At 40.7% G+C, this 12558-nt stretch carries 15 protein-coding genes; 5 read left to right on the top strand and 10 right to left on the bottom strand.

The annotated features are described in order from the left end of the window. The first annotated feature begins 32 nt into the window (after positions 1-32). Complete coding sequence (locus tag RMY63_RS03445) at positions 33-623, top strand: hypothetical protein (protein WP_322727355.1); 591 nt, start codon at positions 33-35, stop codon at positions 621-623. A gap of 54 nt (positions 624-677) precedes the next feature. Here the strand turns inward: RMY63_RS03445 and RMY63_RS41685 are convergent, their stop codons facing one another. The 7 genes from RMY63_RS41685 to RMY63_RS03475 all read right to left on the bottom strand — a co-directional run bounded on the left by RMY63_RS41685 (position 678) and on the right by RMY63_RS03475 (position 7084). Beyond that, the gene (locus RMY63_RS41685) at positions 678-818 is read right to left on the bottom strand and encodes a DUF6887 family protein (RefSeq protein ID WP_416212483.1); all 141 of its coding nucleotides are present in this window, start codon (positions 816-818) and stop codon (positions 678-680) included. A gap of 6 nt (positions 819-824) precedes the next feature. Beyond that, entirely contained in the window at positions 825-1043 is a 219-nt protein-coding gene (locus tag RMY63_RS03450; protein WP_322727356.1) for a DUF6888 family protein, read from the bottom strand. A gap of 263 nt (positions 1044-1306) precedes the next feature. Next, a complete protein-coding gene (locus tag RMY63_RS03455; RefSeq protein ID WP_322727357.1) occupies positions 1307-2680 on the bottom strand; it encodes an alkaline phosphatase family protein in 1374 nt (457 codons plus the stop codon). 15 nt (positions 2681-2695) lie between these two features. Beyond that, positions 2696-3922 (bottom strand): metabolite traffic protein EboE, encoded by a 1227-nt coding sequence (gene eboE, locus RMY63_RS03460; protein WP_322727358.1) that lies wholly within the window; start codon positions 3920-3922, stop codon positions 2696-2698. Positions 3923-4068: 146 nt separating this feature from the next. Next, positions 4069-5001, bottom strand: a complete 933-nt coding sequence (eboC, locus tag RMY63_RS03465; RefSeq protein WP_322727359.1) for a UbiA-like protein EboC — start codon at positions 4999-5001, stop codon at positions 4069-4071. Positions 5002-5121: 120 nt separating this feature from the next. Then, complete coding sequence (locus RMY63_RS03470; protein ID WP_322727360.1) at positions 5122-6030, bottom strand: TatD family hydrolase; 909 nt, start codon at positions 6028-6030, stop codon at positions 5122-5124. A gap of 190 nt (positions 6031-6220) precedes the next feature. Continuing rightward, a complete protein-coding gene (locus RMY63_RS03475) occupies positions 6221-7084 on the bottom strand; it encodes an EboA family metabolite traffic protein (RefSeq protein WP_322727361.1) in 864 nt (287 codons plus the stop codon). Between the two features lie 474 nt (positions 7085-7558). On the opposite strand from RMY63_RS03475, the gene RMY63_RS03480 reads away from it, so the two are divergent. Then, positions 7559-8761, top strand: a complete 1203-nt coding sequence (locus RMY63_RS03480; RefSeq protein ID WP_322727362.1) for a 3-dehydroquinate synthase — start codon at positions 7559-7561, stop codon at positions 8759-8761. A gap of 119 nt (positions 8762-8880) precedes the next feature. Here RMY63_RS03480 and RMY63_RS03485 read toward each other — a convergent pair whose 3' ends face one another. Next, entirely contained in the window at positions 8881-9186 is a 306-nt protein-coding gene (locus RMY63_RS03485) for a HigA family addiction module antitoxin (RefSeq protein ID WP_322727363.1), read from the bottom strand. A gap of 13 nt (positions 9187-9199) precedes the next feature. Beyond that, the gene (locus RMY63_RS03490) at positions 9200-9493 is read right to left on the bottom strand and encodes a type II toxin-antitoxin system RelE/ParE family toxin (RefSeq protein WP_416212484.1); all 294 of its coding nucleotides are present in this window, start codon (positions 9491-9493) and stop codon (positions 9200-9202) included. Positions 9494-9595: 102 nt separating this feature from the next. On the opposite strand from RMY63_RS03490, the gene RMY63_RS03495 reads away from it, so the two are divergent. Then, complete coding sequence (locus RMY63_RS03495; RefSeq protein WP_416212485.1) at positions 9596-9838, top strand: type II toxin-antitoxin system Phd/YefM family antitoxin; 243 nt, start codon at positions 9596-9598, stop codon at positions 9836-9838. Then, complete coding sequence (locus RMY63_RS03500; protein ID WP_322727366.1) at positions 9835-10143, top strand: Txe/YoeB family addiction module toxin; 309 nt, start codon at positions 9835-9837, stop codon at positions 10141-10143. Before RMY63_RS03495 ends, RMY63_RS03500 begins: the two co-directional genes overlap by 4 nt. A gap of 1 nt (position 10144) precedes the next feature. Here RMY63_RS03500 and RMY63_RS03505 read toward each other — a convergent pair whose 3' ends face one another. Then, a complete protein-coding gene (locus tag RMY63_RS03505) occupies positions 10145-10843 on the bottom strand; it encodes a YdcF family protein (RefSeq protein WP_322727367.1) in 699 nt (232 codons plus the stop codon). Between the two features lie 304 nt (positions 10844-11147). Here RMY63_RS03505 and ctpB point away from each other — a divergent pair, with 304 nt between their 5' ends. Beyond that, a complete protein-coding gene (gene ctpB / locus RMY63_RS03510; protein ID WP_322727368.1) occupies positions 11148-12488 on the top strand; it encodes a carboxyl-terminal processing protease CtpB in 1341 nt (446 codons plus the stop codon). Positions 12489-12558: the final 70 nt, after the last annotated feature.

The following is a 12558-nucleotide window of genomic DNA, read 5'->3' on the forward strand; positions in this document are numbered from 1 at the left end:
TTTATAAATACAAGCTGTTGAAAAATAGTTAAATGAATTCACAAAGCATACTGGCTCTTGCAAAACAAGGTGACGCAAACGCGATCGCGGCGCTGATAAATAACTCCTTAAAAGGAAAACGTATTGTTGCTAAAGTCGCCAAAAAAGACGACTGCTTACAAATCATCTTGGAATCGTCACAAGTGCTGAACCAAGAATTGCTAGTCAGTACTATCCGCAAAGGCTTAATGTCGTTAGCTCCTGAATCTGTTAATTACATCAAGATATATGCCCGTCCTTCAGTTGCTAGTCCAGTACTCTGGAGCGAAAGATTTAGCTTAACTAATACAGAAACCCCAACGATACCTGACTTTAGTCCACCAATGAGTGCAGAAGCATCTCAGGATCTCAAAAAAGAGGCTCGAAAGAGAGAAAAAGAAATTAGTTTGGTAGTTTGGGGCTTCTTAATTTTCTTGTTTGGCGGATGCACAATTATAGGAGCTTTGTCTAGCAACTCAACCAGTAGCTCTGGTAATTGCTACGAGCAAGCAGGACAGGACATACTCAAACGAGAAGGTAATAAAGCGTTAAACCGTTCTGATGTTGAACGGTATTACGGCGAAATGAGAGGTCGCTGTGGATGAAGGAAATTTGTTGTTTTGTTAAATATCCTGAAAAATTTTTCAGGATGTTTGTCGCTATCTTTTACCTTGGTTAACCCTCCTTTCTAGTTCTGCTTCAGCCTCTTCGATTGACATTAGCCTTGGATTTGGATTGGCTGCGTGCAGGCGATCAACGTATGTATGAAATGCTTCAGTGTTGCTAGGATTTTGCAACACATAGGCTCATAACTCGGTATCGGACATATCCGCAAAGTTGGTTTGTGTCACTTGGTAACTACCTCTCCATTGGGATAAACTTCTATTTCTATTGTCTTCTCCGACTAGCATAACTATGCGTTTTGTCCTTTCGTCTATCCGCACTAAATTAATCGGTCGGAGTAAATTGCTCATCCTCACCGACATTCGGTAAAAACTTCGCAATTGCTCTAATGTTGGTTCCAAAATTTAACCTCTTATTCAATTTTCAAGGTACTGTCACCCAAGGCGAGGAAACGGCAACTGAAGACATCTTACAGGGCAGCTGTGCCTTGAAAAGGCGTATTGATTAATGAGACAGCAGCACACCGTTTTCGATCCTCTGGCTTGGGTGGGTGCGATCGCGTGCGAGTCGTGATTTACTTTAGCACTACCATAGAAATCCGATTTGATTTTTGAATTCAGCCGTTATGGCGCAATCACCCTGACCAGAGTTTCTCCACTCGCTACTACTGATTTAAATGTTTGAGAATCAACGAGCAAACATCTGTCGCCTCGATTTGATGTTCGTCAACTAGGTGAGTTTGATGGGTGATAAATAGAGGCCCTTCAGATGGAGAAGTGGTGATGTTACCGTGAGAACCACGCACTAGAGAACCATTCAGAGGAATCACATCCATTAAGTAGCGAAAACCCAGTTGTTTCTTAAGTAACTTGAGAGCAATTTTTCCTTGGGGGAATTTTATTTGCGGATCGAGGAAAAGTTCTACAGGATCGTAACCAGGTTTGCGGTGGATATCTACAGTTCTAGCAAAATCAGGCGCTTTTGCATCATCAAGCCAATAATAATAGGTAAACCAAGCGTCAGACCTGGCGATCGCCACCAACTCTCCCGATCTAGGATGATTGAGATGGTAGGCTTGTTTACCCTCTTCATCCAATACCTGCGCTACGCCTTCAGTCGCTTCTAAAAGCGATCGCACTTTCGGGATATATGCCGGATCGTTCACATATACATGAGCAATTTGATGATCGGCAACGGCAAAGGCAATGCTAGCACCAAAATCGAGCAGTTCTCGCCCTAATTCTTCTCGCACAGCAATTAAACCATTTTCCCGTAATACGCGGTTTAAATCCACAGCTTTAGAAACTGGGGTAATACCATACTCAGAAAGAATAATTACCTGAGTATTACGTGCTTGAAAATATTCAATTAAATCGCCACAAACAGCATCAATTTCGTGCAAATCTGCTTGAATCTGTGTTTCATTGTTCCCAAATTTTTGCAGACAGTAATCTAAATGTGGTAGATAAACTAGTGATAATGTCGGGCTATAACGTTCCTCAATCCATTTTGCAGAATTAGCAATCCATTGGCTAGAACTAATAGAAGTTTTTGGCCCCCAGAAATCGAATAGAGGGAAATTTCCTAAATCAGATTGAATTTGCGATCGCACATCACTAGGATGGGTATAAATATCAGGTAATTTTCTCCCATCTGCGGGATACATTGGGCGCGGCGTAATCGCATAATCTACTGAAGAATACATATTGTACCACCAAAAAAGGTTGGCACAAGTGAAGTTTGGATCGATTGATTTAGCTATTTCCCAAACTTTCGGAGCCTGTACGAGTTTATTAGATTGTCGCCAAAACTTCACTTCGCATTCATCGCGGAAGTACCAACCATTAGCAACAATTCCATGTTCATCAGGCAACTTTCCTGTTAAATAAGTAGCTTGAACAGAGCAAGTTACAGCAGGTAGCACTTTTTTGATGGGAACCACTTGCCCAATAGTCGCCCAAGAAGATAAAAACGGCGTATTTTCTCCTAGTAAGCTAGGCGTTAATCCCACGACATTTAGAATAACTGTTTTTTTCATAAATTTAGTTTCTTCTTAATTTGCGGCAAATTCTTTTAATACCCACTCATATTCACGCTGAATAGAAGTCAGCAAATCTATCTTCATTTCTGATGGCAATACATCCCAAGTGTAAGTCTCAATTTCTAAATGGGAGCAAGCATCGTTTGTCTGAAGTAGATGCAAAACAGTAGCAATATCATCTTGGGTAGATTGCAAAATTTGATAATCATGAATAAAAATTGGGACATGAAAGTGAGTCCGCCATTCTTCAGCGAGAGATTGCTCTAAATGTGGTAATGCAGTTATTAAATCAGGATAATGATGGAGTGTACCATTGCTGCAACGTTCGATTACTTGGTGAAGATAGGTAGATTCTGCAAAAGGACGTAAGCGTTCAACTATCAAACTTCGCTTCTCAACTTCATCTGGTATTTTTACTTTAATTGCAGCGCTGATTTGAATTTTGCCAATCTTAATACCTGCCGATTGCAAACGTGTAAATACAAATTGTGGCTGCTCATATTCAACTGAAAAATGACAGGTATCATAGCAAATGCGAACGTGTTCTAGCAATTTAGTCTCTACTAAATCCTGTTCGATATTTAATTTCTCTGATAAATAACTACCACCTATTGGCAATAACCAATTTTGATAGAAATCAATTAATTCTGAGGTATTTTCAATTAAACCATCAGGCTCAGGTTCTAAATCAATATGAAGTATCTTGCCTGTTTCTTCGCTGATGCGAATCATTTCTACAACAACTGATGCTATATTCAAACAACTCTTTTTCAGAACTGCCTCAAAAGTTGCTTGGTCTTTTACCCACCAAGGTTTATAGGATAATGGTAGTGTAGAAATTCCGCCATCAAGTCCTTTGGGTAACAGAGCAGCTAAAATTTTCGCTAAGTTTAATGTATAATTAACCCGTTCTTGTGTAGACCAATCTGGTGCATAAACTTGGTCTTTTACCACCTGTCGATGGAATCCGCCATAAGGAAATCCGTTTAAGGTGAAAACATATAAATCTTGTTGAGTCAGCCAAGCTTGAAATTCAGCTAAGTTATTACTTTCTAAAAGTTGTTTTGCGGCAACATCTGCTAACCTCAAGCCAATACCAAAAGGTTCTGTAGGCGATAAACGTGATTTGAGTTTGGGAATATAGTTTTCTAAATTGGTGAAAACCTCTAGCCAACTTTCACCAGGATGAATATTGCTGCAATAAGTTAAGTGAAAATTATTGTTGTTTGTAATTTTCATTTTCTAGCTCTATCCCTTGTATACGTGTAATCTGTTTTCTTTGGCTTAAGCTTCACAAAATACTTGCTACATATTCATGGGTAGGGGCGCATAAATGTGCGCCCCTATAGCCGATTAATGGTACTACTGGGTGTACACATTCAAATTTAAGTAACAGCAAAGACTTTTGCTAACTTCATCGAAACTGGTAGCAAGATTAGAACTAATAAACCGTAATACAAACCAGCAAAACCAGATGCAACAGTTGCATCTAAGACTATCAGAGATAAAACGCCTATTTTCACAGCATTGCGGATATTTTCAGCTATCGGTTCCCGCGCAGCTTTGATAAAGTTAGGCAAGATTCTAATAGCTAATAAAATAGCGAATGGTAGGGCTGCGATCGCTGTATATTCCTCTAATAATCCTAAAGCTAAAACTGCTGTCAAAACTATTGCAATTAGCAGTAGCGCGAGTACTCCCGTAATCTTCTTACCTCCGTGAACTTCACCCTGACTAATTGCAGTGATAGCAGCAATATAAAGAACAGGAATCAGCGCTAAATACCAACGTTCTCCAATAATTTCTGGTACAGCACTTACACCTAATAATAAGTTACTGCCACGGCACAAACCCATATTTAAAGGGCCGAAAAAAGGATGATGTTTGGCGAGTGAGTTATAGAGGAGGCATGAAAGAGTGATAAAAATAGCGATCGCAGCACTCAATAACGATACTTGAAATGCAGCTATAATCCCGATTATAAACAGTATACTTCCCAAGAAAGTAGCATTTTGACGAGATACGCGACCACTAGGAATTGCTCTATTTGGTCGCTCTTTTGCATCTAATTCGGCATCGAAAACATCATTAAAAACTATCCCACCGCCGTATAAACCAGTTGTAGCTAATAACAACCAAGCTAATGGAATTAGTATGGCAAAAGTTGCTTCACCATTAATTAATTTAGTAAAAATTATTCCAGAACCGGAAGCAGCAAAACCTAGAAGAATATCCGCCCAAGCAGTAACAATATTAGCAGGACGCATCAATTCCAGATAACCCCGCCAGCTTTGAAAATTTAAGCTTGCAACATTCACTTATCTGCCTCCATGCCTAGTAATTTCTCAAAACAAACCGCATATTAAAAATTAATTAGATATTTATGCAATTCCTCTTTCCCAGTACAGACGCGATTAATCGCGTCTCTCCCCAATTTTCTACTCAATCAACACAAAATCTGAAACTGATTTGATTCCTGGTTCTTGTCCCCGCAGCACAGAATTACCACTGAACAACTGACGCTGATCGATAGATTGAGGATTGAGCCAATCTGAAGCTTTCATCTGCCCAGTTTGACTGTAAGCAGCTAGGGCATTTTCATAACAAACTGCTCGTACATGTTCTTCAGGAATGCCCCTATCTAACATCAACTGAGCCGTTTTTGGGACTGCCAAAGGATCGCTAATACCCCAATCAGCACTACTATCTACAATGATGCGATCGCGTCCATACTTACGGACAACTTCTACCATTCTGGCGTTACCCATCTTCGTCTGTGGGTAAATTGTGAAAGCCGCCCAAAAACCCCGTCCTAATACTTCTTCAACAGTTTCTTCGTTGTTGTGATCGATAACTACTTGTGAAGGATCTAAGCCATATTCAATACAGCGATCCATACTCTGACTAGCACCCGCCTTCTTATTACGGTGAGGAGTATGAATTAGTACCAAACTATCGAGTTCTTTGGCTAATGCTAACTGTTGACAAAAGTACTTATCTTCTGATTCTGTCATGTCGTCATAGCCAATTTCACCAATAGCAACAACTCCTTCTTTACACGCATAAAGTGGTAGCAGTTCCATAACTTCAGTTGCTAGCGCTTCATTATTAGCTTCTTTCGGATTTAGGCCGATTGTGCAGTAGTGTTGGATACCAAACTGACTAGCACGAAATCGTTCCCAGCCCACAAGACTACTGAAGTAGTCTTTAAATGAGCCAGCGTTAGTTCGGGGTTGTCCTAACCAAAAGGCTGGTTCAATAACAGCGACAATTCCATATTCCCGCATTACTAAGTAATCGTAAGTAGTACGGGAACACATGTGAATGTGAGGATCGATAAACATCATGGTTTTAATAATTGGGGATTGGGGAAGGTGGGGCCCCCTCTGGGGATAAGGGGTAATGGGGATTGGGGATTGGGAATTGGGGATTGGGAATTGGGAATTGGGCATTGAAAAGAGGCAGAGGGGCGGGGTACTCTAAAACTCTTCTCCTTTGCTCCCTGCTCCCTTGCTTCTTCCCCACTCCCCACTCCCTTCATTTGCAGCTAAAACTGCTCCAAGTCAGATTACCTTGTCGAATGGATGACTGTAAATCTGGGTAATGAGAAAGTAATGCTTGCGCTTGGGGTAAAGGAGACTCAGCACAAGCTAAGGCTGCTGCTTCTTGTTCGTGTATATCCCCATTAACTAGCACATTTTCCAAATCTGTGATGATGGCGCTATCGGCAAACCGCCCTACAGGTCGCCAAAGTTCTGGTGTAACTGAGCGTTTAGCTGCCCAACGTTCATGGGCATAGTCTGCCAACATCCTCGCCAATTCTGGGTTAGCACGCCGATCTAGACCCCAAATTAGATGCAGCGGACTGCCGACAAACACAGCCTTCAGCACCATCTGATTCCAAGCAGCATTATCTAAGTAATTTGCTGGATAAGGGTTACGTAATGCTATGGCTTGAAATACATTACTCATATTGCTGCGAATTCCCTCAGCAGTACGATGGCGATGTAACTCTGGATGTGGTAGCAACGGCAAACTTTGATAAAGGACAACTAACTCCCCCATATCGGCAGTGGAGAAGACTCGATCGAGCGATCGCACATAGACCTCAGCATCATCGTGGGGCAAAGCTAAAAGCAAGAGTGTGCGACCTGCTTGATCTACACTCCAATTACCAGGATACCAGCCGGGAATAACATCTTGTGCTGCTTCCAAGTCCTGGAATGTTAGTTGCAAATCCTGTTTACCTAGATAACGCGGCACAGCACTAAAAGCCGTAAAAAACACTCTCTCAGCAGCACCGCCAGCAATCTGTGCCTGCTTCTGTTCCAACCAAGTAAAAGCTTTCTCTGAAACAGACTTTAACAGCCAGTGATGCAGTAATTTGTTTACTTTACTCATGATAAATTCAGGATAAGTTGCCCAACTTTTTTGTGACAACCAAGTATAAAATATAGCACTAATCTTGATATTTTGGGTTTGAAGCAGTTAGATAATATCCTTCTGAAATCATAACTTCACTGAATCTATAAAAATTTCCTGACTTTAAATAAGATACTGTAAAGATACTATTTTGATTAGATAAATCCTAAAATTATCTTACGGAAAAAATTAGAATTTTATGTAATACTGATCCCTATTACTAACCTCAGATATCAAGTATAACCATTAATATAAATTGTGAATTCATGTTAATTTGAATTTTATCCGTTAGGGCAAGATACTTCAAAAGCATATTAATTTAGCAAATAGATTTGTCTATTAACTCATTTCAATTTTGAATGGCGTAATGGATTGGTTTTGCTTATTTTGCGATTAATTTTAATTGCAATAGTGGAATTTATTTACAGTTACTTAAAAAGTAATAATATTCAAATGGCTACTCAACAAAAAAACGCTCTTAATCTACAATCAATTAACCAATGTGTTCGTGTTACTTTCAATTATGATGTTCACTTCACTAAAGGTCTGTTTCAGTTAGATAATCCTTTACTTGCACAAGCGATCGCCGCAGATGGAGAGACAACCCCAAAACAAGTGCTAGCAGTGGTAGATGGAGGATTTTTACAGTATCAAGATGAGCTGTTAAAAAAATTATCAGTCTATGCTCAATGTTATCAAGATGTACTAACACTGAGCGGTGAACCGATAGTAGTTCCGGGTGGAGAAGTAGTCAAGAACGATTCTAGATTTATAGAGCAAATTCATCAGCAGATCAATGCATCTGGATTGTGTCGTCACTCCTACATCTTAGCAATTGGAGGTGGAGCCGTCCTAGACATGGCAGGATATGCAGCAACAACGGCTCACCGAGGAATTCGGCTGCTACGAGTACCGACAACAGTATTAGGGCAAAATGATTCGGGTGTAGGAGTAAAAAACGGAATCAATGCCTTCGGTAAGAAAAACTTTTTAGGTACATTCATGCCACCTTATGCTGTCTTGAATGACTTTGATTTTCTTACTAGCCTCGACGATCGAGATTGGCGATCAGGTATTGCAGAAGCGGTGAAAGTAGCGCTGATTAAAGATGCAGATTTCTTCGATTTCATTATGACTAATGCTGATAAATTGGCTAATCGAGACATGGACATAATGGAAAGACTGATTTATCGTTGTTCTCAGTTGCACTTAGAGCATATTGCTGGTAGTGGCGATCCCTTTGAAATGGGTTCATCGCGTCCTTTAGACTTTGGACATTGGGCTGCTCACAAACTGGAGCATTTAACTAATTACAACCTACGTCACGGTGAAGCTGTAGCGATCGGCATCGCTTTAGATACAACCTATTCATATTTAACAGGGCAACTCTTGCAATCAGAGTGGCAAAGGGTTCTAACTACACTCAAAAAATTAGGCTTTACTTTGTACGTATCGGCATTGACAGAACAATTAGATCAACTAGACCATCCGCATTGTCTGTTTAGGGGGCTTACTGAATTCCGCGAACATTTGGGAGGAAAATTGACAATTACTCTTCTACAAGGAATCGGAGAGGGAATAGAAGTTAACCAGGCGGATTTGTCTTTGTATAAAGATGCTATTTTAATGCTGCAAGATTGGGAACTTTTGCATTGATTCTCCATTAGTAAGCGATGTTTAACAACAAGCTCGGAGGTGGAGAGTAAGATTTTCTTAACCTCCGCCCAATTGCGATTATTTTATGCAAATATACGGCTTAATTTTTCAAGCGATCGCTACTTCGTGGCTCTAAATTGCAAAATACTTTTTAGTTCCTCTCCTTCTTCCTTGAGAACGTGGTAAAGTTCCCAATTTTGTTGGAGGTTTAACCAAAACTCTGAGCTATTTCCGAAAAATTTTGATAACCTTATTGCCGTACTAGGTGTAATACCTCGCTTTTGATTTACAAGCTCATTTATTCGCTGATAAGGAACGTGAAGTGCATCTGCAAGTTCTCTTTGAGTTATTCCCATTGGGTCTAGAAAATCTTTAAGTAATATTTCACCTGGATGTGATGGAGGTCTATACTTTGGAACTCTCATCTGTTGTTACCTCCTAATGGTAATCGACTATTTCAACTTCTGATGCACCCTGGAGTGTCCATATAAAGCAAATTCGATATTGGTCATTTATCCGAATGCTATGCTGACCTTTACGAGCACCTTTTAATACTTCTAACCTGTTACCCGGTGGAACTTTAATATCATCTAGAGATAACGCTGCATTAATTTGATCTAATTTTCTTTGTGCAACTTCCCAACAGGATATAGGACATTGCTTTCGAGCTTCCTTTGAGTCATTGCCATCAAAAATATCTTCGGTTCCTTGATCCTTAAATGATACTATTATAATTAGCATGATGACACGGTTATCATGCTATCAAAAAAACAAAGTGATTTTTTGTAGGATGAGTAAACTAAATTAAAGTTATCGTGAGTTAAAAAAGTTATGATGTCTTCGCTTCCCGTCAACGAGGCTCAAAATAATTTGCAAGAGATCATCGACCAAGTTGCAGAGCAGGGTAAACCTGTGATCATTCGAGGCGATCGCGGTAATGCGATTCTGCTTGCGGAAAAAGATTGGTCTGCAATTCAAGAGACTCTTTACTTATTATCTGTCCCTGGAATGCGAGAATCTATAAAAGAAGGACTAGCAACCCCAATCCAAGAATGTGATGGGGAGTTAGATTGGTGAGTCAGCAAGCTTCTGAGGAGCCACTTGCAAACCCCAAAGGAGCGAGTTGGAGGTTGATTTACACAAAACAAGCCCAAAAAGACGCAAAGAAATTAGCTTCTAGTAACTTAAAGGAAAAGGCCGAGGAATTACTCGCAGTCCTTAAAGAAAATCCTTTTCAAAATCCTCCACCTTATGAAAAGCTGGTTGGTGACTTATCAGGTGCTTATTCTCGGAGGATAAATATACAGCATCGATTGGTATATGAGGTCATTGAATCTGAGCAAGTAGTCAAGATAATTCGTATGTGGACGCATTACGAGTAAATTATCTCTTCAACCCTCCTTGGTGTTCACAATGAAAACCTTGATGCTCCCAAGCTTGCATATCTACATCAGTAAGTTTTGTCACACTTGAGCATTGCGGTTGAATAATTTGACTTAAAATCGCCCAAAATAAGCTGCGTGTTACATCTAATCCAGTTTTAGTCCAAGATTCCCGATTACCAGGAATACCCAATTCTTGAACAATTTCTGGCTCTACCCAAATACCATGAGCGCCCAAAAGAATCTGTGCCATCCATTTAGCTCTAGGTAAATGACTTGGCGAGGTAATCAACATGACTTTATGCACTCCCCAACGGCGCAGAATTGGAATACCATAATAAAAATTTTCAAAGGTAGAATTCGCACAGTTTTCTAACCAAACGTTTTGTAACTCTGCTAATTCCGCCTGAAAAATTAACCGTATACAAGGATCTGGGGAACCATGAGAAATTAAAATTGGGGTTTGTGGGTGTTGTTTTGCTTGTTGGGCAACATAAGTTTCTCGACGAATACTGCCACCTAGCACAAAGAAGGCATCTATTGGCTTTGAAGAAGCAAAAACTAAGGTTATAGTAGTGAAAACCAGCCAAACACCCAGGACAACGGACAATCCACCACTGAGTTTTTGTAACAATTGCCACAGATTAGTAGATTTTTTTTTAATAGAAATTAATGATTTGATGCTAAATTTGCGTTTCATGACTTAAGTAAGAAAAACTGATTTTATCGCTGTATAACAATACTGCAATTCAGTGAGCAAAGTGCTATCTTATAAAAGTAATCTTGAATGCAAACATGACGCTAATAAAAGTGTCACATGCTCAGGATAGCCTTCCGGAGAAGACTAACAAACTGAGAAATGATTGTTAATAACTAATACGGCATTTTTTGCATCATTAAAATGATCAAGGAACATAGTTGATTCTGGGGTATAAAAACTTAAAAATTTCTGGAAAGCCTGATTGCTAAACTGTCAACAACACAATTATTCCAGCTAAGTATACATGAACCAATCTACGAAAAGTTACTCACCGCTCCAAGTAGCCTTGATTGGTGGAGCGATCGCCACAACTGCTACGATGTCCGTGTTTGGCCCCGCTTGGACTCGTGGTGTCCGTGCTGCTCTAGCCCTACAAGACAGCCCAAAAGTGATAGTTGACCAAGTTTGGCAACTGGTAAATCATGAATATGTTGATAGTAAATTTAATCAACAAGATTGGCAAGCAACCAGGCAAAGCCTGTTGAGCAGAGATTACTCTTCTCGCGAAGAAGCATACACTGCCATCCGCGAAGCTTTACAAAAGTTGGGAGATCCTTACACTCGGTTCATGAACCCCCAACAATTTGAAGCTCTGACTAGCCAAACATCAGGGGAAGTCTCTGGTATCGGCGTTCGGATGGAAGTGAACCAAAAAACTCAGCGCCTCACCGTTGTCGAAGCCATAGAAAATTCTCCGGCCCGGAAAGCTGGGATCAAAGCAGGTGATGAAATATTGGCAATTGACGGCAAATCCACTCTCAAAATGAAAGTGGATGATGCTTCTAAGCTAATCCGTGGTAAAGCCGGTACTCCCATCAGGCTACGGCTAGGACGCGCAGGCCAAAATGCCTTTGATTTGAAGCTGACAAGGGCAAGTATTGAAGTCCCAACGGTACGCTATACCCTCAGACAAGAAGGGAATCGCCGCGTTGGCTATATCCGTTTGCGAGAATTTAGCGCCCACGCCGCAGACCAAATGCAACGAGCCATCCGCGATTTGAACACTAAGAAAGTTGATTCTTATGTCTTGGATTTGCGGGGAAATCCTGGCGGTTTGTTGCAGGCGAGCATTGAAATTGCTCGGATGTGGTATGATAACGGCGGAATTGTCAAGACAATAGACCGTTTAGGCAGCAGCGAGGAAACTAAAGCCAATCGCACATCTCTGACAAATCGTCCTTTGGCAGTCTTAGTTGATGGTAATTCAGCTAGTGCTAGTGAAATCCTTACAGGGGCGCTCAAGGATAATAAGCGGGCGGTAGTCGTAGGTGGTCAAACCTTTGGCAAAGCCTTAGTCCAGTCAGTTCATGAACTCGCTGATGGTTCCGGCTTGGCTGTCACCATTGCCCATTACTATACTCCGGCGGGAACGGATATTAACCACAAAGGAATTACACCAGATATCAAGCTAGACTTGACAGAGGCACAAGAGCGTCAATTAGCTTCTAATCCAGATTTAATCGGAACAAAGAGCGATCCCCAATATGCTCGAGCGATCGCAATTCTATCAAATAACAACTTTGCCCAGCCGCCAGCAAATCAACCGACTCGACCCATGAGCCGCGCTGGTGACTTGAAATTTTAGGTGATTGATTTGTTACCAAATATTCACATATTCCCAAATCCAGATTTTTGGAGTTATGGAAACTGCTGGA

The organism is Nostoc sp. ChiQUE01b (assembly GCF_034531255.1).
Taxonomy (GTDB): domain Bacteria; phylum Cyanobacteriota; class Cyanobacteriia; order Cyanobacteriales; family Nostocaceae; genus Nostoc.